Annotated in this window: 24 protein-coding genes and 1 tRNA gene; 17 read left to right on the forward strand and 8 right to left on the reverse strand. The window is 56.5% G+C overall.

Going from position 1 to position 22255, the window contains the following annotated elements; all coding sequences use genetic code 11:
* Positions 1 to 43 precede the first annotated feature (43 nt).
* Positions 44 to 1171, reverse strand: coding sequence for a tRNA guanosine(34) transglycosylase Tgt (tgt, locus tag KKW20_RS08980; protein WP_214567540.1), 1128 nt, complete (start codon positions 1169 to 1171; stop codon positions 44 to 46).
* Positions 1172 to 1344: 173 nt separating this feature from the next.
* Between tgt and KKW20_RS08985 the strand changes: the two genes are divergently transcribed.
* From KKW20_RS08985 to KKW20_RS09020, 8 genes are all read left to right on the forward strand, one after another.
* Positions 1345 to 1704, forward strand: a complete 360-nt coding sequence (locus KKW20_RS08985) for an SUF system Fe-S cluster assembly protein (protein ID WP_425514264.1) — start codon at positions 1345 to 1347, stop codon at positions 1702 to 1704.
* A gap of 385 nt (positions 1705 to 2089) precedes the next feature.
* Entirely contained in the window at positions 2090 to 2539 is a 450-nt protein-coding gene (locus tag KKW20_RS08990; RefSeq protein ID WP_214567542.1) for a hypothetical protein, read from the forward strand.
* On the forward strand, positions 2532 to 3239 hold the full coding sequence (locus KKW20_RS08995) for a DUF3307 domain-containing protein (protein ID WP_214567543.1): 708 nt from the start codon (positions 2532 to 2534) through the stop codon (positions 3237 to 3239). The genes KKW20_RS08990 and KKW20_RS08995 overlap by 8 nt, the downstream gene beginning before the upstream one ends.
* 63 nt (positions 3240 to 3302) lie before the next feature.
* Positions 3303 to 3698 (forward strand): HesB/IscA family protein, encoded by a 396-nt coding sequence (locus KKW20_RS09000; RefSeq protein WP_214567544.1) that lies wholly within the window; start codon positions 3303 to 3305, stop codon positions 3696 to 3698.
* Between the two features lie 80 nt (positions 3699 to 3778).
* Entirely contained in the window at positions 3779 to 4525 is a 747-nt protein-coding gene (gene tpiA / locus KKW20_RS09005; RefSeq protein WP_214567545.1) for a triose-phosphate isomerase, read from the forward strand.
* Positions 4526 to 4631: 106 nt separating this feature from the next.
* A complete protein-coding gene (locus KKW20_RS09010) occupies positions 4632 to 6029 on the forward strand; it encodes a pyridoxal phosphate-dependent decarboxylase family protein (RefSeq protein ID WP_214567546.1) in 1398 nt (465 codons plus the stop codon).
* Positions 6030 to 6352: 323 nt separating this feature from the next.
* Positions 6353 to 6994, forward strand: coding sequence for a PAQR family membrane homeostasis protein TrhA (gene trhA / locus KKW20_RS09015; protein ID WP_214567547.1), 642 nt, complete (start codon positions 6353 to 6355; stop codon positions 6992 to 6994).
* Positions 6995 to 7229: 235 nt separating this feature from the next.
* A complete protein-coding gene (locus KKW20_RS09020) occupies positions 7230 to 8768 on the forward strand; it encodes a trimethylamine methyltransferase family protein (protein ID WP_214567548.1) in 1539 nt (512 codons plus the stop codon).
* Positions 8769 to 8841: 73 nt separating this feature from the next.
* On the opposite strand, the gene KKW20_RS09025 is transcribed toward KKW20_RS09020, so the two are convergent.
* Both KKW20_RS09025 and KKW20_RS09030 read right to left on the reverse strand, forming a co-directional pair.
* A complete protein-coding gene (locus KKW20_RS09025; protein WP_214567549.1) occupies positions 8842 to 10659 on the reverse strand; it encodes an ABC-F family ATP-binding cassette domain-containing protein in 1818 nt (605 codons plus the stop codon).
* A gap of 48 nt (positions 10660 to 10707) precedes the next feature.
* Entirely contained in the window at positions 10708 to 11442 is a 735-nt protein-coding gene (locus KKW20_RS09030; protein ID WP_214567550.1) for a GNAT family N-acetyltransferase, read from the reverse strand.
* A 149-nt stretch (positions 11443 to 11591) separates the two neighbouring features.
* Between KKW20_RS09030 and msrB the strand changes: the two genes are divergently transcribed.
* The gene (gene msrB, locus KKW20_RS09035; RefSeq protein WP_214567551.1) at positions 11592 to 11990 is read left to right on the forward strand and encodes a peptide-methionine (R)-S-oxide reductase MsrB; all 399 of its coding nucleotides are present in this window, start codon (positions 11592 to 11594) and stop codon (positions 11988 to 11990) included.
* A gap of 89 nt (positions 11991 to 12079) precedes the next feature.
* On the opposite strand, the gene KKW20_RS09040 is transcribed toward msrB, so the two are convergent.
* Positions 12080 to 12526: an outer membrane protein assembly factor BamE gene (locus KKW20_RS09040; protein ID WP_246534523.1), complete on the reverse strand. Its 447-nt coding sequence runs from the start codon at positions 12524 to 12526 to the stop codon at positions 12080 to 12082.
* Positions 12527 to 12618: 92 nt separating this feature from the next.
* Here KKW20_RS09040 and KKW20_RS09045 point away from each other — a divergent pair, with 92 nt between their 5' ends.
* From KKW20_RS09045 to KKW20_RS09080, 8 genes are all read left to right on the forward strand, one after another.
* Positions 12619 to 13200: a YceD family protein gene (locus KKW20_RS09045; RefSeq protein ID WP_214567553.1), complete on the forward strand. Its 582-nt coding sequence runs from the start codon at positions 12619 to 12621 to the stop codon at positions 13198 to 13200.
* 264 nt (positions 13201 to 13464) lie between these two features.
* Positions 13465 to 13674, forward strand: a complete 210-nt coding sequence (rpmF, locus tag KKW20_RS09050) for a 50S ribosomal protein L32 (protein WP_214567554.1) — start codon at positions 13465 to 13467, stop codon at positions 13672 to 13674.
* An 89-nt stretch (positions 13675 to 13763) separates the two neighbouring features.
* Positions 13764 to 14846 carry a phosphate acyltransferase PlsX gene (plsX, locus tag KKW20_RS09055; RefSeq protein WP_214567555.1) on the forward strand — a complete coding sequence of 361 codons (1083 nt, stop codon included), beginning with the start codon at positions 13764 to 13766 and terminating at the stop codon, positions 14844 to 14846.
* Entirely contained in the window at positions 14843 to 15817 is a 975-nt protein-coding gene (locus tag KKW20_RS09060; RefSeq protein WP_214567556.1) for a beta-ketoacyl-ACP synthase III, read from the forward strand. The genes plsX and KKW20_RS09060 overlap by 4 nt, the downstream gene beginning before the upstream one ends.
* A 128-nt stretch (positions 15818 to 15945) precedes the next feature.
* Positions 15946 to 16248: an integration host factor subunit alpha gene (gene ihfA, locus KKW20_RS09065; protein WP_214567557.1), complete on the forward strand. Its 303-nt coding sequence runs from the start codon at positions 15946 to 15948 to the stop codon at positions 16246 to 16248.
* A 65-nt stretch (positions 16249 to 16313) separates the two neighbouring features.
* Entirely contained in the window at positions 16314 to 18041 is a 1728-nt protein-coding gene (locus KKW20_RS16555; protein WP_246534524.1) for a MerR family transcriptional regulator, read from the forward strand.
* Positions 18042 to 18125: 84 nt separating this feature from the next.
* Positions 18126 to 18202, forward strand: a tRNA-Pro gene (locus KKW20_RS09075).
* A 151-nt stretch (positions 18203 to 18353) separates the two neighbouring features.
* Positions 18354 to 19454, forward strand: a complete 1101-nt coding sequence (locus KKW20_RS09080; RefSeq protein WP_214567558.1) for a 2'-deoxycytidine 5'-triphosphate deaminase — start codon at positions 18354 to 18356, stop codon at positions 19452 to 19454.
* 27 nt (positions 19455 to 19481) lie between these two features.
* Here the strand turns inward: KKW20_RS09080 and KKW20_RS09085 are convergent, their stop codons facing one another.
* The 4 genes from KKW20_RS09085 to KKW20_RS09100 form a co-directional block, all read right to left on the reverse strand.
* The gene (locus tag KKW20_RS09085) at positions 19482 to 19706 is read right to left on the reverse strand and encodes a hypothetical protein (protein WP_214567559.1); all 225 of its coding nucleotides are present in this window, start codon (positions 19704 to 19706) and stop codon (positions 19482 to 19484) included.
* A gap of 80 nt (positions 19707 to 19786) precedes the next feature.
* Positions 19787 to 20443 (reverse strand): SMC-Scp complex subunit ScpB, encoded by a 657-nt coding sequence (gene scpB / locus KKW20_RS09090; protein ID WP_214567560.1) that lies wholly within the window; start codon positions 20441 to 20443, stop codon positions 19787 to 19789.
* Positions 20440 to 21228 carry a segregation and condensation protein A gene (locus KKW20_RS09095; protein ID WP_214567561.1) on the reverse strand — a complete coding sequence of 263 codons (789 nt, stop codon included), beginning with the start codon at positions 21226 to 21228 and terminating at the stop codon, positions 20440 to 20442. The genes scpB and KKW20_RS09095 overlap by 4 nt, the downstream gene beginning before the upstream one ends.
* Before the next feature lie 9 nt (positions 21229 to 21237).
* The gene (locus tag KKW20_RS09100) at positions 21238 to 22251 is read right to left on the reverse strand and encodes a glycoside hydrolase family 3 N-terminal domain-containing protein (protein WP_214567562.1); all 1014 of its coding nucleotides are present in this window, start codon (positions 22249 to 22251) and stop codon (positions 21238 to 21240) included.
* Between the last annotated feature and the right edge of the window lie 4 nt (positions 22252 to 22255).

Below are 22255 nucleotides of genomic sequence, written 5' to 3' on the forward strand. Positions count from 1 at the left end.
TGCCCCCAGAAACCACACACAGAAACCACTCACAGATCTGATCTCAGATCGGTTCAATGTCACCCTGCGCACGACCTGCATGGAAATCCGCTTCCCATGCCGCAAACTGACCGGCGGCAATCGCATCGCGCATACCCTGCATGATCTCTTGGTAATAATGCAGGTTGTGCCAAGTCAAAAGCATGCCCGAAATCATCTCGTGCGAGCGAAACACATGATGCAAATAAGCGCGCGAGTAGTTGCGGCAGGCAGGACAAGAACAGTTTTCATCAATCGGGCGTGGGTCATCTTTGTGCCGGGTGTTTTTGATGTTCAGCACACCGCGACGAGACCAGACCTGCCCCGTACGCCCGGATCGGGACGGCAGCACACAATCCATCATATCAATCCCGCGTTTCACGGCGCCCACGATATCATCGGGTTTGCCCACCCCCATCAAATAGCGTGGCTTATCCTCTGGCAAGAACCCCGGCGCGAAATCGAGGCAATCAAACATCTTTTCCTGGCCCTCGCCCACAGCAAGCCCGCCGACGGCATAGCCGTCAAACCCAATCGCTTTCAGCGCCTCTGCACTTTCCTCGCGGAAATCTTTCTCAAGCCCGCCTTGCATGATTCCAAACAGGGCATGTCCCGGCCGGTCGCCAAACGCATCCTTTGAACGCTCCGCCCAGCGCATCGACAAGCGCATGCTTTCGGCGATGCGTTTGCGGTCAGCGGGCAATGCGGGGCATTCGTCAAAACACATCACAATGTCAGACCCCAAAAGCTTTTGGATCTCCATCGAGCGTTCCGGTGTCAGCTCATGCTTTGACCCATCAATATGCGAACGGAAGGTCACGCCCTTTTCGGTCAGCTTGCGCAGATCAGCCAAGCTCATCACCTGAAAGCCGCCACTGTCCGTCAGGATCGGCTTGTCCCAGTTCATGAACTTATGCAGCCCGCCCAGCGCATGAATGCGTTCTGCCGTGGGACGCAGCATCAAATGATAGGTGTTCCCCAGCAAGATATCCGCCCCCGTGGCCGCCACACTTTCTGGCATCATCGCCTTTACGGTGGCCGCTGTGCCCACGGGCATAAAGGCGGGTGTACGAATGTCTCCACGCGGTGTTGAAATCACACCGGTGCGCGCTTGGCCATCTGTGGCCTTAAGGGAATAGCTGAATTGGGTCATATCCCCCGAATGTCGCAAAATCTGGAAAATGCCAAGAGGGAAATGCTGCGGATGCCCGTCAATTGATCTGTATCATATGCTTTTTGTCGGGGTTGCGACATTGCTCCTCTGGACCTTGGCACATGTAATCCTTATATGTTCGCTCAGGAATAAGACGGGATCCAAAGATGACCATGGAATCGCAAAGCCAGCTCGAAGGCGAGCCGCTGATCAAACCCTCAACGGCAGATCACCCCCTGTATGACGCGGTGGTAGAAGCCTGCCGCTCGGTCTATGACCCGGAAATCCCGGTGAACATTTATGACCTTGGGTTGATTTATACGATTGAAATCAACGAGCAGAACGAGGTCGACATTATTATGACCCTCACCGCGCCAGGCTGCCCCGTGGCGGGCGACATGCCCGGATGGATCGTTGAAGCCATTGAACCTGTGGCCGGGATCAAGATGGTCAATATCGAACTTGTGTGGGAGCCGCCTTGGGGCATGGAGATGATGTCGGATGAGGCGCGTCTGGAATTGGGCTTTATGTAAGCCCCTTCCCTTTGCAAGATCATAAGGCAGGCCCAGCGCCTGCCTTTTTTGTTGCCGCAAGCCCTGAGGCTTGCCTTGCCATATATCAAGCCCCTACACTTGACAAACACCATCAAGTCTGCAAGCTTTATTATACCAGAATCAAGCGACAGGACTTAACGTGGGTCACCTTCCCCCCATTGCCGTGTTAACCGGCGACATTGTTGGGTCAACCAAAGCCACCCCAGACGCGGTTTCACAGGCGCTTGCTTTAATACAGCGCCTTGCGGAAGACATCACAGCACACAGCCCTCCAGAAACGATGCCCCGCTTTACAAGATTCCGGGGGGATGGCTGGCAATGCTATTTCGACGCGCCCGTATTTGCGCCTCGAATAGCCCTAGCGATGGTTGCCAAATTGCGAGGGGCTGACATTGGACTGGAAACCCGCATTGCCATTGGAATCGGCTCATATACGTCTCTTGGCCACCGCGACCTTTCAGATGCAGGCGGGGACGTGTTTGAAAAATCCGGACGCGCGCTGGACAAGATGTCAACGCAATCCCGTATGGCCTTTGCCTGGCGCAATGCCACGGCCACAGATCAAATCGCCCTAACCTTATTGCGTGAGCGTGCAAGCAAATGGTCACAGGAACAGGCTGAAGCCATGGCAGAAACGCTGCTGCCCAGCGCCCCCACCCAAAGCACCATTGCCGACCGCTTGGGCATTTCCCCCCAAGCGGTGTCGTATCGCTTATCAGGCGCCGGCGCCCCTGCGATTAAAAAAGCTATAGACCTGTGGGAGGGCGACATTACAAAACGCCTCGCCCTAAATAAGGATCAACCCCATGCTTGAAACGGTCCTTGCCCTCACCCTTGCGCATCTCTTGGCGGATTTCGTACTTCAGACCGGCGCAATGGTGGCAAGCAAACGCCGCATGGATGTCTTTTCCCTGCATATCGGCACCGTAGCCCTTCTTAGCCTGATCGCACTGGGCGGCAGTTGGCAGGCCGCCTTGGCCGTTACCCTCGCCCACGCCATCATCGACAGCATAAAGACATTTGGCCTCTCCCCCCGCCAGTCGCAAAGACTATGGGCGTTTCTCACCGATCAAATCGCCCATATCGCCAGCATTGCCCTTGTCACCCTTTATTGGCCCCTAGGCTTTGCCACGGGCCTTTGGGGCTTCACCTCTCCCCAAATCCTCCCTCCACTTATTCTCGCCATCGGCTTTCTCACCGCCACCACAATGGGCGGGCCTATCGTTGGGGGGCTCATGCAACATTTCCCGCAACGCTTCGCCATTCAGGGGCTTAAAAACGCGGGCCGGGTGATTGGCCTGCTGGAGCGCGCCTTTATCTTTTTCCTGATCCTCTTCAACAGCCCCATCGGCATCGGCTTCCTGCTCACTGCAAAATCCGTCCTGCGCTTTGACACCACCCGCAAGGGGCAACGCGCCTCGGAATACGTGATCATCGGCACTTTGGCCTCTTTTGGCTGGGCCATGGCCACCGCATTTCTCACAAAAGAGGCACTTACGCTGATCACCCCTTGAGAGATGCGCCTTAACCCCCTAAATTTGTCAGGCTCACCTGATTGGGCAAAAGGAGAACGCGCGATGTTCGGAATTCCCGGAAAACAGGCCCTGACCATGACAACTCAGGCCGCCAAACAAATCTCTAAGTTGATGGAGAAAGACGGCCATGCGGGGTTGCGCATCGGCCTGAAAAAAGGCGGCTGTGCGGGTATGGAATATACCATGGATTATGTGGACGAGGCCGATCCCCACGATGAAGTGGTGGAACAAGACGGCGCGCGCGTCCTGATTGCCCCTATGGCACAGATGTTTCTGTTCGGGACCGAGATTGATTACGAAATCGGCCTTCTGGAAAGCGGCTTTAAGTTCAACAACCCCAATGTGGACGAAGCCTGTGGCTGTGGGGAATCGGTGACCTTCAAAAGCGTGGAAGAGCTGACAGAAGAGTTCCCAAACGGTGTACCAAAGCTGAGCTAAGCCCCAAACGCCCCCCACACAGCCCTTGACGCCCTGCCCCGCAAGCCTGACAACAAGCTCAGACAAAACGGGAGGCTACGATGCGGCGTAAAATGGCAGCAGGCAATTGGAAAATGAACGGCTCAACGGCGGCGTTGAGCGAGCTTACAGCGCTTGGTGACGCCCACAGCGACCCAAAGTGCGAGCTTTTGATCTGCCCCCCCGCGACCCTTATCACCGCAGCGCGCAACACGGCTGCCAAACAGATTGCGATCGGCGGGCAGGATTGCCACGAGGCGCCCTCTGGTGCGCATACTGGTGACATCTCCGCCGACATGCTGGTGGATGCTGGCGCATCTTACGTGATCCTTGGCCACTCAGAGCGTCGCGAAGACCATAACGAGGGTGACAGCGACGTGCGCCAAAAGGCACGCACCGCCCTTGAGGCTGGATTGAAGGTTGTGATCTGTCTGGGCGAAAGTCTTGAAGAACGCGAAAGCAACAACACCCTCGACATCATCGGTGGTCAGCTTGCCGGATCCATTCCTGATCAGGTCACCGGTGAAAACCTTGTGGTCGCTTATGAGCCCATTTGGGCCATTGGCACCGGCAAAGTCCCAACCTTGGATCAGATCGGCGAAGTGCATGATTTCATCCGCGCCCGTCTGGAACGTCGATTTGGCGCAGGCATCGGCCGCTCAACCCGCATTCTTTATGGCGGGTCGGTCAAACCGACAAATGCCGCAGATATCTTTGCCGTATCCAACGTGGATGGGGCTTTGGTGGGCGGGGCCAGCCTGAAGGCCGCCGACTTCTCTGCCATAATTACGGCGCTAGAGGACGCCTAGGTAAAGGACGTTTATGCCACAAAAACAACAAGCTCCTGCCGAGGTTGGGGCTTGACCTGACGCGCGGCTTAATTAACACGTTAACTACCCTAAGATGGAGCTGACAATGAATCACGACGATCTGGTCACATGGTCCGCGAAAGCCGCCGAATGGACACGCGACTATCATAAATCCCTACGAGATCGTCCGGTTCGCCCAAAGATCGCCCCCGGCGAGTTTTTGGCCAAGATCGAAGCCCCCGTGCCAGAACAGCCAGATCCCGTGGACGCCATCTTTGACGACTTCACCCAGCTGGTGCCAGATGCCATGACCCATTGGCAGCACCCGCGTTTCTTTGCCTATTTCCCCGGCAACGCCGCCCCTGCCTCTATGCTGGCCGAGCAATTGGCCAACGCGATGGCCGCCCAAGCAATGCTTTGGCAAACCGCCCCCGCCGCCAATGAGATGGAAGACCTGACAATCCGTTGGTTGCGCGATGGGCTGGGATTGCCCGCCGATTTCACCGGCACCATCCACGACAGCGCCACAACCGCCACTTTCAGCGCCGTAACCACCATGCGCGAGCTGGCGTTGGGCCATGAAGGCGTGACCAAAGGGCTGGCCAACGCACCAACTCTGCGCATTTACGCCAGCGCGCAAACCCATTCCAGCGTCGACAAAGCCGTGCGCCTGTCTGGCATCGGTCAGGACAATCTGGTCAAAGTGCCCACCATCCCAGGTCACCCAACATGGTCGATGGATCCGAACGCCCTCGACCAACTCATTCGGGACGACATCGCCGCGGGATTGAAACCGGCGGGCGTGGTCCTTTGTGTGGGCGGCACCTCTATTGGCGCTTGTGATCTGATCGGGGAGTGTATCGCCGTCGCGCACGCCCACGGGCTGACCGTGCATGTGGACGCCGCTTGGGCCGGATCTGCGATGATCTGCGAAGAATTCCGCCCGCTGTGGGCCGGGATTGAGGCGGCTGACAGCATTGTCTTTAACCCCCATAAATGGCTGGGGGCACAGTTTGACTGTGCGGTGCAATTCCTGCGGGATCCTGCCCCGCAGATCGGCGCGATGGGGCTGCGGCCGGATTATTTGAAGACCCAAGGTGCCGAGGATATCGTTAATTATAACGAATGGACCCTGCCGCTTGGTCGGCGTTTCCGCGCGCTGAAACTGTGGTTTCTTCTGCGCGCCGAGGGGCTAACCGGCCTGCGCACCCGCATCCGCAATCATGTGACCTGGTCGCATGAGGCCGCCGATGCCATTGCCGCCCTAAAAGGGTTTGAAATCACCACTCCGCCGATCTTATCCCTGTTCAGCTTTCGCTTTGAAAATGATGCAAAAACGGCAGAGCTGTTAGACCGCGTGAACCGGGATGGGCGCATCTATCTGACCCAAACCAACCACAACGGATCCTTTGTGATCCGGGTGCAAGTTGGCCAGTTTGATTGCACCCGCGATGATGTGATGATGATCCCAACCGTGTTGTCCGAGCTATCACACGACCTGTAGGGCAAGGATTTCTTTACATAATCATGCAACCCTGCTTATCCCGATCGGGAAGGATGGGGCTGTTACAGTTCACTGCCAGACCACGACCAACAGTTGCCCCCCTTCGGCACCGGATTGCCACATTTTGGGAGTATCCTGAAATGACCGATCAATAAGCGCACGGCTTGTAAGTCCGGTCTAAGAACACCTCTGCCCCTGGCCCGTTTCAGCCAGACCCCGACCAGAAACAAGCAAACGCGCAGGCACAAAACGAAGTGTGTGGGTGTTTCGCAAGGTTCCCCAACCCAACGCGCGACACCCCGGGTGGTAAAGGGAACAGCCATATGGAGTTTGGAGAAGAGTTTACATTCAGAGAATACATCGCGGACGGCGTGATCCACGGATTAGGTGTGCTTGCCGCAGGTATCGGCGCCACGGCCCTTGTGATCTGGGCGGCAATGGCGGGCCCAATGGGGCAAATGACACCGATCATGGCATACGCAGCGGGGCTTTTGGCCTCTTTTTTATTGTCCGCCGCTTACAATATGACATTACACCGTCAAGCAAGATCTGTTTTGCGCAGATTTGATCACGCGGCGATTTTCATCATGATCGCAGGAACTTACACACCGCTTGCCCTGATCGGAATTGGCGGCGCAAACGGGATGGCCCTAAACATGGCCGTTTGGACCATCGCCTTGGTGGGGGTTACGATGAAACTGTTCTTCTTTGGTCGGTTTGAGCGGTTCACCTTTCAACTGACATTGATGCAAGGTTGGCTTGCGGTACTGGCCATCGGCCCACTGATTGCGGCCTTCAGCTTAACGGTGCTGATCCTTCTGGTCGGCGGCGGTGTGCTCTTTACCCTTGGTACGGTTTTTCATCTGCGTGACCACCTCCCTTTCAACCGTGCAATCTGGCACAGCCACGTTTTGGTGGGCGCGGCCATGCACTATGCCGCTGTCTTTTTGATCCTGCGCGGCTGACCCCCTGCGTCAAAACACCGCTCATTTGCGACATCATCAGGTGACGCAAATAGAAAAGACCCCCTTCGAATCTGCACGCTTAATGGGGGAAGGGAGGATGAAATGGGCAGATACGACTGGATCATTTCCATTGTAGTGAGAACGATCGGCGCTGAGCGCGGACGTGCAGCGCGTGGCAGACCCTGAGGGTTCCCCCTCACCCCACACGCAAACTCTCACATACACGGATATTTTCATGAGCTCACCTTCAGCCCGCCGTTCTGGCGGTCGCGCCGCCCGTAAAGCCATGCGCGCAGCCCCCCTTACAGATGACATTCGCCCGGTTCGCCCCGGTATGGAGGGCGGCACCCTACGTGTCCTTTCCGATGCGGACGTTCTGCGCATTCACAACGCCGCCCTTGAGGCCCTGGAAACCATCGGGTTGGCCGACGCGCCCCCCAGCGGGATCGAATACCTGACCAAAGCCGGTGCGATCTTGGGCGACGATGGCCGCCTGCGGTTCCCCCGCGCCTTGGTCGAAGAGACCATCGCCATGGCAAACAAATCCGTCACCCTGCACGGGCGCGATCCAAAGCACGACATGCAGCTGTCCGGCAACCGCGTTCATTACGGCACAGCCGGGGCCGCCGTACATCTTGTGGACGTACACGGGCGAGATTACCGCGACAGCACCGTGCAAGATCTGCATGACGCCGCCCGGATCACCGACAAGCTCGATAATGTCCATTTTCTTCAACGGCCTATGGTCTGTCGTGATATTCTCGACAATTGCGAAATGGACATAAACTCGATCTATGCCAGCTGCTCGGGCACAACCAAACATGTCGGGACCTCATTTTCCGAACCCGGTTTTGTCGCCCCAGCCATTGAAATGCTGCACATGATTGCAGGTGGTGAAGACAAATGGCGCGAGCGGCCTTTTGTGTCCAACTCCAACTGCTTTGTGGTGCCGCCGATGAAATTCGCCACCGAAAGCTGTGAGGTGATGGAGGAATGCATCAAACACGGCATGCCGGTGCTGCTGTTGTCTGCTGGCATGGCCGGAGCCACCGCACCATCCACCGTCGCGGGCGCCATTGTTCAAGCCACCGCCGAAGTGCTGGGCGGTCTGGTCTATGTCAACGCCGTGAAACCGGGCGCACCTGCCATCATTGGCACATGGCCCTTTGGTCTTGATCTGCGCACCGGCGCGATGTCTGTCGGATCAGGCGAACAGGCTTTGCTAACGGCAGGCTGCGCCCAGATGCACAAGTTTTATGGTCTTCCTGGTGGGGCGGCTGCGGGCGCATCCGATTCCAAATTGCCGGATATGCAAGCCGGATGGGAGCAGATGTGCTCTAACGTTATGGCCGGTCTGTCCGGGTTGAACATGGTCTATGAAGCGGCCGGAATGCACGCGTCATTGCTGGGGTTCTGTCACGAAAGCCTGATCCTGGGCGATGACATCATCGGACAGGCGCAACGCTGTGTGCGCGGTATTGAAGTAAGCGATGAAACCATGGCGTTGGATCAAATCGCCGAAGTGTGCATCGGCGGGCCCGGTCATTACCTTGGCACCAGCCAAACCCTCAGCCGGATGCAAGCCGACTATGTTTATCCAACGCTGGGGGACCGAACGTCGCCCAAAGAATGGGCCGAGCTTGAAAAGCCTGATCTGTTGGAAAAAGCGACGGCCCGAAAAGAGGCAATTTTGACAGAACGCTCATCCGCCGCCTTTGAGCCTGACACAGATGCCAAGATTCGCGCAGCGTTTAACATTCACCTGAGCGTGTAAGACACAACACGCGCGGAACACAGAAACGGGGCCGGTGATCACGCACCCGGCCCCGTTTTCATTTCAATCGCAATTAGCTTTGTGCCGCTTCGGCCTTTTCCTCAAGCGCCATCCATTCTTCTTCTGACTTGGCGAGTTTTTGCTGCCGCTCGGTCAGGCCTTCAGTGGCCTTTTTGAACTTCACCGGCGCGTCTGAAAACAGCTTCGGATCCATCAGAAACTCTTCCAGCTTGGCAATTTCAGCCGTCAGACGATCAATCTCAGCGGGCAAAACCTCAAGCCGGTGCTGTTCGGTGAAGGACAGGCCCGTTTTGGGGGCTGCCTTCTCAGCAGGCTTCTCAGACGGTTTGGATTTCTTTTTTTGCGTTGGCGTTTGGGGTACATCTTGTCGCTGCGCTTGATAATCCGACCAACCACCCGGATAAATCACCGCCTTGCCGTTCCCCTCCATCGCGATGGTGCGCAACGCGACCCGATCAAGGAAATCCCGGTCGTGGCTGACCAAAATCGCGGTGCCTTCGTAAGACCCTAGAATGTCTTGCAGCAAATCAAGCGTTTCCACATCCAAATCATTGGTCGGTTCGTCCAAGACCAAAAGATTGGATTGGCGCGCCATGATTTTTGCAAGGATCAACCGCGCCTTTTCCCCACCAGACAAGGACCTGACCGGCGCGCGCGCCTGTGCTTCGTCAAACAGAAATTCTTTCAGATATCCCACCACATGCTTGGGATAGCCGCGCACCATCACCTGATCCGCTTTGCCAGAGACGCGCATTTCTGGATCCCCCGTCAGGTTGTCCCAAAGGCTGTCATCCTCGACCAAGGTGGATCTGTTTTGGTCAAACACCGCAAGCTCAATGCCCGTACCAAAGGACACCGTTCCCGTATCAGGTTCTTCTTGTCCAATCAGCATTTTCAAAAGGGTCGTTTTGCCGGTTCCATTGGGGCCAACCAGGGCAATCCGGTCCCCCCGCATCACGCGCAAATCAAATTCATTCAAGATGCGCTTATCACCGTAAGACTTTGAAATCCCTTGCGCTTCGATCACGCGACGGCCGGATTTCGGCCCTGCCTCGAACACCATCTCAGCCGCACCTTGCCGCTTGATCTGGCTTGATCTTTCATCCCGCAATTTGCCCAATTCGCGCAGGCGACCTTGGTTGCGTTTGCGTCGCGCGCTGATGCCTTCCACCGCCCAACGGGCTTCGGATTTGATTTTACGGTTCAGCTTGTGGCGGTTCAGATCTTCTTCTTCCCACGCCTTGTCCCGCCAAGCTTCAAAATGCTCAAAGCCCTTTTCCTGCCGGCGCACTTGTCCGCGATCAACCCACAGCGTGGCGCGGGTCAGATTGCGCAAAAAGGCCCGGTCGTGGCTGATCAAAACATAGCCCGCACGGGTGGTTGAAAGCTCATCCTCAAGCCATTGAATTGCCTGAATATCAAGGTGGTTTGTTGGCTCATCCAGCAGCATCAAATCTGGGGCCTCGGCCAACAGTTTTGCCAAAGCCGCGCGTCGCCGCTCGCCGCCAGATGCCGTTGCAACGGGCGCATCAAGGTTCATCTTCAACCCTTCTGCCACGCGTGCAACCAGATATTCTTGTCCGGGCTCCAACCCGCTCACCGCGAAATCGCCAAGGGTTTCAAAAGCGGACAGATCCGGGTGCTGTTCCATGTATCCAACGGACACACCGGGCGACAAAACGCGCGTGCCAGTGTCCGCCTCGATCAATCCGGCCATAACCTTCATCAGCGTGGATTTGCCGGATCCGTTGCGCCCAACCAGCGCCACGCGGTCTTGCGGCTGGACCACCAGATCCAAACCGTCAAATACAGGATCACCGCCGAAGGTCAGCGAGATATCGTTCATTTGCAAAAGGGGTATACGAGCCATGGGGCTGAGTTAGGGGGACAAGGCGGTCAGGTCAACGGTAAAGGCGCCTTATCCCACCACAGCCCGCAAAAGACGCGCGCGGGCGGGCGGAACGGAGGCGATTTCCAATCCTGTAAAGACATGCAGCGTGTTCAGGTCGTGATCCACAACCGCGTGATCCGACACCCACCCGCCCATGGTCAAATAGCTGCGCAACAGCGGCGGCATCATCCGCAATCCACGTTTGCGATCTGTTGTGCGGCGTTTGCCCTCGCCATAGCGGAACACTTTGGGCGCCTTCACCCGCGGCAACCACCGTTTGGGCGCTAGATGATTGTCTTTCAACATGGAAAACGTATCAAAATAGGCCGCCTCATCCGTGCCTTTGAACGACGAACAGCCAAACAACATCCCCGTTTTGCTGTCATCCACACATTGGGTCAACATTGCCCAAGCGACGCGCAAAACATCCGCCCCGTCTTCAACCTCTGGGGCGATACAGAACCGCCCAAGCTCCACCATTGGGGCCTTGTAAGACTTGAGCGCGGATAATTCGTAATATTGCGCGGCATAGCTGGTGTTGATCTGAGAGCCGTCCCGAAAGAACATCAGCCGAAAGCACCCCGCCACCTCTCCCGTCGTCTGATCCTCAATCAAAACATGGCGGCACATCGCATCAAACAGATCAACGTCCATGCCATCGCCACCCCGAAAACAGCGATAACGCAAAGTTTGCGCCGCCTGCACATCCGCATCCGTCTCAGCAAACCTGGCCAGATAACGACTGTTACACTTTCTCGGCATTGGCTGTCTCCGGACTTGGCGCAGGGTGTCCCCTCGCCTAAATATGCTCTGCCCCCAGTGAACACACAAGTTTATGCACATCAGTTGTGACATGATTTTGAACATAAAATCGTTTATTTTCACGGGGAACAGGAAAGAAAGAGGCGCAAATGACCAAAATTAAAAAATCCGACGACGAATGGCGCAAAGAGCTTGGCGATGATTTGACCTTTCAGGTCACCCGGAAAGCCGCCACAGAACGCGCGTTTTCACATCCCGGCTTTCCAGAGGAAGACGGCGTGTTTCGCTGTGTCTGTTGTGGCGCGCAACTTTTTGACAAAGAAGGAAAATTTGAAAGCCATTGTGGCTGGCCGTCCTTTTCAACCCCCGCAAAAGACGCCCCGATTGGCGAGAAAAGCGATACAAGCTTTGGCATGACTCGCACCGAAGTTGTCTGTACGGAATGTGATGCCCATTTGGGGCATGTGTTTCCAGATGGGCCCGGGCCAGGCGGGCTTCGGTATTGCATCAATGGGGTCTGTTTGACCTTTGAACCTGCGGAAAAATAGCGTTCCACAGCGGTAAAGCGTTTCAAAGACAAAAAAGGGCGGCCAATTGGTCGCCCTTTGGGATTTTATCACGGTCATCGCGGTGCCGGTTACTTAAGCGAATCTTCCAAAGTGATCCGGCCAAATGAACCAAACAGCTGACGCAAGAAGCTGACGCCCTTGATGTTCGTTGCCGTCACCCGACGCGACAGAACGACCACACGACCGTCTTCCAACCCAAACCGTTCGATGTTTGTCACCGTGCCAGCATCGCTAAAGCTGACCGCAAGAACTTGCCGATCAATTTCTTCCGGTGCATTATAGGTAAAATGTTTGAAACGGCTTTGTACATAGTACCAACCGCTACTTGTCAGCAGACCCGCAGTCCCAGGTTGCCCAATGGCTTGCGCCACGGTTTCACGCGTATCGACGCCAATTTGAAGCACTTCGACATCGGTGTCTGTGGGCATATATCCATGGTTGCGATAAGTCGCCGAACAGGCCGCAATAAGGCCCGCCAGCATCACCGCCAGCCCAAAACGCATCACTCTCGACATAAGCCCCCCCACGTTTGGCATCTTGCATTTTACTGCCTGTCTCGCGTATCGGCTTACCTCAGGATTGCCCAACGTTCAAGAAACGATACATAATGACCCAAACTGACACACCCCTTCCCTTTTCGCACCCGCTGCGCCCGGCCGACCTGGCCACCCATGAACCGACCCGCTTTGAGTTGGTGTTGGACGAGGCCACCTGTGCCGCAATTGCACGCGACATCGATATCCCGGGATTGCGCAAGGTTCGGTTCAAAGGCGAACTTAAGCCCATCGGCAAACGCGACTGGCAATTGACGGCCCACCTGGGCGCAACGGTCTCTCAGGAATGCGTTGTCACATTGGCTCCTGTCACCACACGGATCGAAGATGATGTCACACGGCAATGGCTTGCCGCCGCACGCAAAACCGTGAACGAGCAAGAAGTGGAAATGCCCGAAGACGTGACCCAAGACCCGTTGGGCGAGGTCATAGATCTGGGCGAGGTGTTGATCGAGACCTTGGCCTTGGCTTTGCCTCTCTACCCCCGTGCGGAGGGCGCGGACTTGGCTGAGCAGAACTTCGCCGAGAAGGGCATCACCCCAATGACCGACGAAGACGCCCGCCCTTTTGCCGGTCTGGCGAGCCTGCGGGACAAACTGGCGGGCGAGTCGGACCCATCGGACACTGACACGTAAACATACCAAATGCAGATGTGGCCCAATTGGCCCTCGGATCGACAAAATTCGCTGCTTTGGGCTGAAAACGCCCGTATTGCCCCTTGCGCAAACGCCGAAAAGCAGTATTTTCCCGGCTTCTCCGCAAGATGGGTTGGACAGCGCACGCGAAACCGCGTATGACGCGCCAGACTCAGACGCTGATAACAGACGACTGAACAAGATCACCGGGCGTGAGCCCCAGAATTCAACGGCCCCGCGCCCCTAATACCAAAGGTTGAGACGATGGCTGTCCAACAGAACAAAGTATCCAAATCGCGCCGCAACAATCGCCGCGCACATGACGCTCTGGTTGCTGCAAACCCGAACGAATGCACAAACTGTGGCGAGCTGAAGCGCCCCCACCATGTTTGCCCATCTTGCGGTCACTATGACGACCGTGAAGTTGTTGCAATGACAGGTGAAGCTGACTTCGACGACGAAGACGCAGCGTAAGGCTCTTGCCCTCTTCGGGCGGTCATGTCAGTAAAAGTGCCAAAAGCAGGGGTGCCCACAGGCAGGGCCCTCAGGCCAAGGGACTAAAAATGACAACGAACGCCCCGAAACGTACAATTATTTCGGTCGACGCCATGGGCGGCGATCAGGGGCCGGCAGCTGTAGTTGCCGGCCTTGCGCTGTCTGCGGACAAGAACCCTGATATTGGGTTTTTGCTGCACGGCGACAAACCCACTTTGGAAAAACTGCTCGATCGCACGCCAGAATTGGCGGGAAGCGTAGAGATTCGCCACGCGGAAGAAGTGGTGACGATGGATGCGAAGCCCTCTTACGTCATGCGGAATGGGCAGCAGACCTCGATGTGGTCCACCATTGATGCGGTGAGAGCAGGCGAAGCCGATGTTGCCGTGAGCTGCGGCAACACCGGTGCGCTGATGCTTCTGTCGATGGTGCGCCTCCGCAAATTGCCCGGAGTGAATCGCCCCGCCATTGCCTGCCTTTGGCCCTCGCGCAATCCCGGCGGATTTAATATCATGCTGGATGTGGGCGCCGATATTCGCGCGGATGACACCGACCTTCTGCAATATGCCATGATGGGCGCCTCGTATGCGCGCAACGGGTTGGGCATTACACGCCCGCGCATCGGCTTGTTGAATGTTGGCACCGAGGAACACAAGGGCCACCCCGTTCTGAAATCCGCGCATGAGCTGATCACCAATGCCTCAGATGCTGCCAATATTGATTTTGTCGGCTTTGTCGAAGGGGTCGATATTCCGTCTGATCGGGTGGATGTGATTGTCACCGATGGGTTCACCGGCAATGTTGCGCTGAAAACTGCCGAAGGGACCGCAGATTTGATGGCGGGTTTCATTCGAGAATCGTTTACTGAAACTTTGTTTTCTAAGTTGGCCGCTTTGGTGTCGATGACATCTTTGGGGCGACTCAAAAAACGCATGGACCCGCGCAGGTCAAATGGTGGTGTTTTCTTGGGACTGAACGGGACGGTGGTGAAAAGCCATGGTTCGGCAGATGCAACGGCCATTTCAGCGGCGGTAAAGCTGGCCTTTACCCTCGCTCGATCGGGTTTCAACGAGAAACTGGCCGCACGGGTTGCATCCACCGAGACCCCACGTCAAGATAGCGCATCAACGAAGGGTGAGCAGCAAGAATGACAATTCGCGCCGTGGTAAAAGGCGTCGGGCATTATCTGCCTGAACGCGTTGTGGAAAACTCCTATTTTGAAAGCATCGTCGACACGTCGGATGAATGGATTCGCGCGCGTTCTGGTATTGAACGGCGCCGATTTGCGGCGGAGGGCGAGACGACCTCGCAAATGGCAGCAACCGCCGCCCGCGAAGCCCTGTCGGACGCTGGACTTGATGCAAATGACATTGACGCCATCGTGCTTGCAACCTCGACCCCTGATCTGACGTTCCCTTCTGTGGCCACAATGGTGCAAAGCGAACTGGGTATGACGCATGGTTTTGCTTTTGATGTGCAGGCGGTCTGCGCCGGATTTGTGTTTGCCCTGACCAACGCCAATGCCCTGATCCTGTCGGGGCAAGCAAAGCGTGTGCTGGTCATTGGTGCGGAAACCTTCTCTCGCATCCTTGATATGACCGATCGCTCAACCTGTGTGCTGTTTGGTGATGGCGCGGGTGCTTTGATTCTTGAAGCCGCCGAAGGGACCGGAACCACCGAAGACCGGGGCATCCTCTCGGCGGATCTGAATTCCGACGGGCGTATGCGCGAGATGCTTTATGTGGATGGCGGCGTGTCCACCAACCAGCAATCCGGTTTTCTGCGCATGCAGGGCAACCAATTGTTCCGCCAAGCTGTCGGCAAATTGGCCGAAACCGCGGAAACCGCATTGACCAAGGTCGGACTATGCGATGACGATGTGGATTGGATTGTCCCCCATCAGGCCAATATCCGCATTATTCAAGGCACCGCCAAGAAGCTGGGCGTGCCGATGGAGCGTGTGATTGTGACCGTGCAAGAGCATGGCAACACCTCTGCCGCGTCAATTCCTCTGGCCCTTTACGAAGGACGAAAGCAGGGGAAAATCAAAGACGGCGATTTGCTTGTGACCGAGGCAATCGGCGGTGGTTTGGCATGGGGTGCCGTGGCCCTTCGCTGGTAACCACAGGCGTCAGGCCCGCCCTCTGAGGTGAAAACTCTGCCACAAGTCTTTGATTTTGGTCATCCTTATTGACAGGCCAAAGCAAAATACTCATTCTCTTCCTCAACAACACATCAGGGGGATGATCAATGAGTGAAAAGACTTTGACGCGTATGGATCTAAGCGAGGCCGTGTTTCGCGAAGTGGGCCTGTCACGAAACGAAAGCGCACAGTTGGTTGAAAGTGTACTTGGCCATATGTCCGATGCATTGGTTGATGGCGAAAGCGTCAAGATCTCGTCTTTTGGAACCTTCTCTGTGCGCGATAAAGCCGCACGGGTGGGCCGCAACCCCAAAACTGGCGAAGAAGTGCCAATCCTGCCACGTCGCGTGCTGACCTTCCGCCCTTCGCATCTTATGAAAGATCGCGTCACTGACGGAAATAAAAGCTAATATATCAAATCCTTATCTAGGGTTTGTATCGTAATTGTCGCCACAGTAAATCCGGGTAAACCACCATGGACAAAAAGTCGCCTGACGCCTTCCGCACCATCAGCGAGGTGGCCGAGTGGCTTGGCGTGCCAACGCACGTCCTGCGCTTTTGGGAAAGTCGTTTCACCCAAGTGAAACCTGTAAAACGCGCCGGTGGGCGACGTTACTATCGTCCTGCGGATATGGAGCTGTTGGGCGGCATCCGCAAATTGCTGCATGAAGATGGCGTGACCATTCGCGGCGTTCAAAAACTGCTGCGTGAAAATGGTGTGAAACATGTCGCCGCGATGTCACCGGCCATCGATTCGGATGAATTGCGCGATGGGGGATCCTCAAACGTCGTGTCGCTGGCCACTCTGCGCGACGACGCCCAGGAGGGTGTGACGGCGCCCTCCGACAGTGTTGTACCCGCGGCGGCCCCAACGCCCCCGACAACAGAAGACACGCAAGACGCGCCCCCTGCCCCTGTTTCTGCCCCCGTTGACGCCAGCCAAACTGGATCTGCGGACCCTGTGGCGAACGTAGAACAAATCGAGGCCGAGATCCCAACGCAGGCGCCACCGCTGGAGGATCCGTCATATGAGGTCGAACCAGAAACCGCCCTCTCATCGGATGTTGACGTGTCAGATACGTCAGACGACACCACGACCCCGCGCGATACAGCCCCTGACGTCGCCGACAAACTCGCCGAAACTGTTGCGCCGATTGATCCGCTAGAGCCGATTCCCCATGATGGCCCCACCATCGCCGAAACCTTGGCTGCGCATCACACCATGGACGACCCTCCCGTGCTTGCGACAGATGACTTGCCCGCAACTGACGAACTGCCAACCGTCACCCCGGATGATGTATTGGTCTCAGCGGAGCATGACACCGCGGCCGGCGAAGCCACACCTATGGATTTATTTGCCTTTGCCGACACGGTGTCGTCCGAAGATCCTGCACCAACGGCCCCTGTGTCTGACGAAATCGAAACTGTTGATCTGACAGAGGACACACAAAGCGCGGCCTCGGGCCGTGATGAAACCGCGCCTGATGCTGATACAGATACCGATGATGCCGATGCCGATGCCGACGCCGATGCCGATGCCGATGCCGATGCCGATGCCGATGCCGATGAAACACGCGGGGCGGCGGTACAAGATGCAATAGAAGAGCTCCCCCCTATCGCAGCAACCACCGAAACACCCGAAATGCCGGCACAAGCCGTCAGCTTACCCCCCTCTATGGACAGCGCGCCCAAAGCCGCCACATTGGTCGAGCCTGCCTCGACGCTGCCAGAAATGGCAATCTCTGCCACGGATGGGGACACCGCCAAAGGTGACCTGCCCGAAGTGGGTAACATGCCCGAAGATGTCGTTGCGCCAGAAAGCCAGATGGACGCCCCGACACCAGAATTCGTCGAAAAGACTGCGGCCGCAGGAGCGCCAGATGCCCTGCCAGAGATGCCAGAGGTCGCGGATAAAACCGCTGCTGATCTGCCGCAACCCGAGGCGTCAATACCGCCCGTACCAGAGATGGCCGCCAGCGTGACCGAAGAATTGCCGTCGACTGTGACACCGGATATGCCAGATATCTCGCATATCCCGGCTGATCCGACTCCGGGGCAAACTGTAGAGCAACCTGACAGCGCAACACTCTCCATTCGCAGGGCCCGTGCAAACGGAACCGACGCACATCTGCCCGTTCTTCAGGCCTTGGCGGACCGTCTGGATGCTCTCGCCGTTCAGATGAACCGCTCTGGCAGGTCGTAAGGGAAAAGAAGTGCGCATTAGGGAAGAATTCGTGCGGTTTCCGGCTTGCCCTACTCGTGAAAATCACTATGTAAGGGCCTCAGTCGGGCTATGGCGCAGTCTGGTAGCGCGTCCGTCTGGGGGACGGAAGGTCGCAGGTTCGAGTCCTGCTAGCCCGACCAACATCACCGCAGCAACTGCGGTTCAAATCATGGGCCCCCAGCTTGATTTGACAGACCCCACCGGGGTAGGACAAACACAGAAAACAGCCCGCCCCTTATTGGGGTGGGCGTTTTTGTATATGGGCCCCAATGCCCCACAGGGAGAACCGCAATGACATCAGATGTACAAGCATGTGTATCGGCAGGTGTATTGGCCGATAGTCAAATTCGGCAGATGATCACCGACGGCCTTATTGCGGCCTCCTCTCCGATCCTCAACAATCAAATTCAACCCGCCAGTCTGGATTTGCGCTTGGGCGAGCATGCCTATCGGGTGCGCGCCTCATTCCTTCCCGGACGTGGTCGTACTGTCACCGAACGTCTTGCTGACCTGACCATGCATGAGTTCCCGTTGACCGGCGGCGCGGTGTTGGAAAAAGGCTGTGTCTATGTGGTTCCCCTGATGGAACATCTGACGTTGCCAAGCGGCACCTCGGGGGCGGCCAGCGCAAAATCCTCCATCGGGCGGCTGGACCTCATGACCCGTGTGATAACCGATCAGGGGGTGGAATTCGACCGTGTTCCAGATGGCTACAATGGACCACTATTTGCAGAGATTTGCCCGCAGAGCTTTTCGGTCGTGGCCCAACCCGGACAGATGCTGACACAAATCATTTTCCGGCACGGCCGCACATTTCTCGACGATGAAGAGCTGCGCGAAGTGCATGCCAAAACGCCGATCGTCTCGGGCACTCCGGTCATCTCTGATGGGTTGGGGTTTTCGGTTGATCTGAAACCAACCACCGGTGATTTGGTGGGCTACCGCGCCAAACGCCATTCCGGCGTGGTCGACCTGTCAAAGCTGGCACATTACGATCCGGCTGAGTATTGGGAAGAGGTGCGCACCACCGAAGGGCGCATTATCCTTGATCCCGGTGCATTCTATATTCTGGTCAGCCGCGAAGCGATTTCCATCCCACCCAATTGCGCCGCTGAAATGGCCCCTTATCTGGCCATGGTCGGGGAATTTCGCGTGCATTATGCAGGCTTTTTCGACCCCGGCTTTGGTTATGATGCAGCAGGTGGTTCGGGGTCACGCGGTGTTTTGGAGGTGCGCTGTCACGAGGCGCCCTTTGTGTTGGAACACGGACAGATTGTCGGGCGGTTGGTATATGAGCGTATGTCACAAACCCCGCAGGCGCTGTACGGGGTAGACATTGCGTCAAACTACCAGGGGCAAGGCTTGAAGCTGTCCAAACACTTTAAATCCTAGCGGCCTGTCGCCCGCAAAATCCGTTGTTCAAAACAGCTTTCGCGTGATCCTGGCGCCTTTTCGGGCTTTCTTCGCCAGCGCTTTGGCTTGGGATGCGCGCGCGCGCTCCTCGGGTGTCATCGCTTGAGTGGAGCTGCCGCCCCCACTCCGGCCACGTTTTGCCGCCAAATCAATTCCTGCATCCACACCGCGGTTGATCAGTTTTCCAACGACCCGCCGTATAATCATATTCACGATTCTGTTCACGTTCATGTCTGCTCTCACTTTGTTACTTCCGCGCAGGATAGCAGAGAATTAGGGCGAATTCACGACCCCTTTACGCCCTCGGAGCCTCAATCCTCAAACAGTTCAGACTGGCCCGTGGTGGCCTCATCCTCTTCTTCGCTATCAGGTCCGGGCATCATACCGGGCGGCGGGCGGCTTTCCAACAGACCGGCGGCGCGCAACTCTTTCAACCCCGGAAGATCGCGTGCGCTTTCCAACCCGAAGTGATCGAGAAAATGAGGTGTAACCACAAAGGTAACAGGTCGACCGGGGGTCATTCGCCGACGACCAAACCGGATCCATTCCATTTCGATCAGCTGGTCAACCGTACCGCGTGAAACGGACACACCGCGAATCTCTTCAATCTCGGCCCGAGTAACCGGCTGGTGATAGGCGATGATCGCCAAAGTTTCGATCGCAGCGCGGCTTAATTTCCGTGTCTCGACAATTTCTTTTTGCATCAAATGACCCAGATCCGGCGCAGTACGGATCGCCCATGCATCGCCAACACGCACCACCCGCACACCGCGGCCCTCGTATCGCTTGACCAGATAGGCCAGCGCCTCGGCGGCATCCGCACCATGTGGCATCCGCACCTCAAGTTCGGCAACACTCACCGGTTCTTCGGACGCAAATAATATTGCCTCAACCATGCGCTCTTGCTCACCCATTGGCGGGGCATCAAACAGGCTTTCTTCTTGGTTTTCTGTCACTTGATCACTCATACTGATTTCCTGCGGATCTCAATCGGGGCAAAGGTATCCTCTTGCCTAAGGTCGATGATACCCCGTTTTGCAAGCTCAAGCGTGGCTGCAAAATTGGCCGCCGTGGCCGAGCGCCGCCGCTTGCCATCCAGCACCCAGCCTTCGGGCAAATAATTTGATAAATCGGTCCAGTCGCCCGCGTAGCCAACCAGATCGCGCATCCGTTCCAATGCCTGCTCCATCGTCATCAGACTGTCGCGATCCATAACGAACGGGCGAAACTCGTCCTTGGTGCGAATGCGCGCATACCCTTGCATAAGATCCAGCAGCGTGGCGGTATAGGTGACCCTGCGCACCCGCATCACATCCTCGGGGATGCCGCGCGCAAAGAAGTCCCGCCCAAGCTGATCGCGCGCCATCAACTTGGCTGCGACATCGCGCATCCCCTGCAAGCGCTCCAGTTGGAACGCCAGATGCGCCGCCAAATCTTCACCAGACGGTCCCTCTTCTGTTGGATCCGGAGGCAAAAGAAGGCGCGATTTAAGAAAGGCCAGCCACGCCGCCATCACCAAATAATCCGCCGCCAATTCAATGCGAAGGTGCCGCGCCTTTTCAACAAAGCCAAGGTATTGCTCGGACAATTCAAGAATAGAAATCTGGCGAAGATCCACCTTTTGTGTCCGCGACAACGTCAGCAAAAGGTCAAGTGGCCCCTCAAAGCCCTCGACATCAACAATCAGCGCCTCAGCCGCCAAGCGTTCTGAGACCGACATTACATCTTCTGAAAAAGCGTCCTGCTCTGCCATTCGCCCCGTTCAGTTCTCTGTTGCCTGACCAGTCATCAAGCTTTGAAATTCAGCCTCAAGCGCTGAAATGTCAACAGAAACGGGGGATTTACGCCAAGAGAGCGCGTTTTCGGCACGGAAAGCGGCAATTTCGCTCAATGTCCCAGTCGCGTCGGCAATCTCGGCCATTTCGTCCAGATGCCCATTACAGTGCAGGACCATGTCGCACCCCGCATCCAACGATCGGCGTGCGCGCAAAGAAAGCGGACCATCAAGCGCCTGCATCGACAGATCATCCGTCATCAATAGCCCACCAAAGCCAATTTCTTCGCGGATCAGATCCATCATTATGACCGATTGCGTCGCTGGATGGTCTGGATCGATATCTTCAAAAACGATATGGGCAGACATTCCGATTGGCAGGCTGGACAGACCTTCGAAGGCAAGGAAATCGGTGTTGTGAAGGATCTTGGCGCGTGTATTTACACGGGGCAATTCCTTGTGGCTATCAAGCGTCGCGCGCCCATGACCGGGGAAATGCTTCACAACGGGCAACACACCACCGTCAAGCAGACCCTGCGCCACAGAAAGCGCCCGATCGACCACATGAACAACATCTTCACCAAGACAGCGGTTGCGCAAGATCGGGTGCGTATCCGCAAACGCCAAATCCGCGACCGGCGCGCAATTGCCATCAATCCCCACTGACATCAATTCATCCGCAATCAAACGGTAGCGGATATACATCGCGCGCGACGCATCCCGTTTGTTGAGCTGCGCCTGCTCCAGCGCGGGCAACCAAACGCGCCAATGTGGCGCAGCCATACGTGCGACCCGCCCACCTTCTTGGTCAATGAAAATCGGAACATTTCGACCGACGGATCCGCGCAACTCAGCGGTTAACGCCCGCAATTGCTCGGGCGTTTCGACATTGCGGGCAAACAGAATAAAGCCCCAAGGCTGGGACCGTTCAAAAAAATCACGTTCGGCACGAGACAGTTTTGTGCCTTCGCAGCCAAAAATATAGGCGCCCGGATCAGACATGGCA

This window comes from Aliiroseovarius lamellibrachiae (genome assembly GCF_018599245.1).
In the GTDB taxonomy this organism is placed as follows: Bacteria; Pseudomonadota; Alphaproteobacteria; order Rhodobacterales; family Rhodobacteraceae; genus Aliiroseovarius; species Aliiroseovarius lamellibrachiae.

Excerpts from the sequence above, each read along its gene's own strand:
- KKW20_RS09010 (WP_214567546.1), top strand. The coding sequence starts at position 4,632 with ATGAATCACGACGATCTGGTCACATGGTCCGCGAAAGCCGCCGAATGG.
- rpmF (WP_214567554.1), top strand. The coding sequence starts at position 13,465 with ATGGCTGTCCAACAGAACAAAGTATCCAAATCGCGCCGCAACAATCGC.
- KKW20_RS09080 (WP_214567558.1), top strand. The coding sequence starts at position 18,354 with ATGACATCAGATGTACAAGCATGTGTATCGGCAGGTGTATTGGCCGAT.
- KKW20_RS09060 (WP_214567556.1), top strand. The coding sequence starts at position 14,843 with ATGACAATTCGCGCCGTGGTAAAAGGCGTCGGGCATTATCTGCCTGAA.
- KKW20_RS08990 (WP_214567542.1), top strand. The coding sequence starts at position 2,090 with ATGGTTGCCAAATTGCGAGGGGCTGACATTGGACTGGAAACCCGCATT.
- KKW20_RS09000 (WP_214567544.1), top strand. The coding sequence starts at position 3,303 with ATGTTCGGAATTCCCGGAAAACAGGCCCTGACCATGACAACTCAGGCC.
- ihfA (WP_214567557.1), top strand. The coding sequence starts at position 15,946 with ATGAGTGAAAAGACTTTGACGCGTATGGATCTAAGCGAGGCCGTGTTT.
- KKW20_RS09095 (WP_214567561.1), bottom strand. The coding sequence starts at position 21,228 with ATGGCAGAGCAGGACGCTTTTTCAGAAGATGTAATGTCGGTCTCAGAA.
- KKW20_RS09085 (WP_214567559.1), bottom strand. The coding sequence starts at position 19,706 with ATGAACGTGAACAGAATCGTGAATATGATTATACGGCGGGTCGTTGGA.
- scpB (WP_214567560.1), bottom strand. The coding sequence starts at position 20,443 with ATGAGTGATCAAGTGACAGAAAACCAAGAAGAAAGCCTGTTTGATGCC.
- KKW20_RS16555 (WP_246534524.1), top strand. The coding sequence starts at position 16,314 with ATGGACAAAAAGTCGCCTGACGCCTTCCGCACCATCAGCGAGGTGGCC.
- KKW20_RS09025 (WP_214567549.1), bottom strand. The coding sequence starts at position 10,659 with ATGGCTCGTATACCCCTTTTGCAAATGAACGATATCTCGCTGACCTTC.
- KKW20_RS08985 (WP_425514264.1), top strand. The coding sequence starts at position 1,345 with ATGGAATCGCAAAGCCAGCTCGAAGGCGAGCCGCTGATCAAACCCTCA.
- KKW20_RS09040 (WP_246534523.1), bottom strand. The coding sequence starts at position 12,526 with ATGTCGAGAGTGATGCGTTTTGGGCTGGCGGTGATGCTGGCGGGCCTT.
- KKW20_RS08995 (WP_214567543.1), top strand. The coding sequence starts at position 2,532 with ATGCTTGAAACGGTCCTTGCCCTCACCCTTGCGCATCTCTTGGCGGAT.
- KKW20_RS09100 (WP_214567562.1), bottom strand. The coding sequence starts at position 22,251 with ATGTCTGATCCGGGCGCCTATATTTTTGGCTGCGAAGGCACAAAACTG.
- tgt (WP_214567540.1), bottom strand. The coding sequence starts at position 1,171 with ATGACCCAATTCAGCTATTCCCTTAAGGCCACAGATGGCCAAGCGCGC.
- KKW20_RS09030 (WP_214567550.1), bottom strand. The coding sequence starts at position 11,442 with ATGCCGAGAAAGTGTAACAGTCGTTATCTGGCCAGGTTTGCTGAGACG.
- plsX (WP_214567555.1), top strand. The coding sequence starts at position 13,764 with ATGACAACGAACGCCCCGAAACGTACAATTATTTCGGTCGACGCCATG.
- KKW20_RS09045 (WP_214567553.1), top strand. The coding sequence starts at position 12,619 with ATGACCCAAACTGACACACCCCTTCCCTTTTCGCACCCGCTGCGCCCG.
- tpiA (WP_214567545.1), top strand. The coding sequence starts at position 3,779 with ATGCGGCGTAAAATGGCAGCAGGCAATTGGAAAATGAACGGCTCAACG.
- KKW20_RS09020 (WP_214567548.1), top strand. The coding sequence starts at position 7,230 with ATGAGCTCACCTTCAGCCCGCCGTTCTGGCGGTCGCGCCGCCCGTAAA.
- msrB (WP_214567551.1), top strand. The coding sequence starts at position 11,592 with ATGACCAAAATTAAAAAATCCGACGACGAATGGCGCAAAGAGCTTGGC.
- trhA (WP_214567547.1), top strand. The coding sequence starts at position 6,353 with ATGGAGTTTGGAGAAGAGTTTACATTCAGAGAATACATCGCGGACGGC.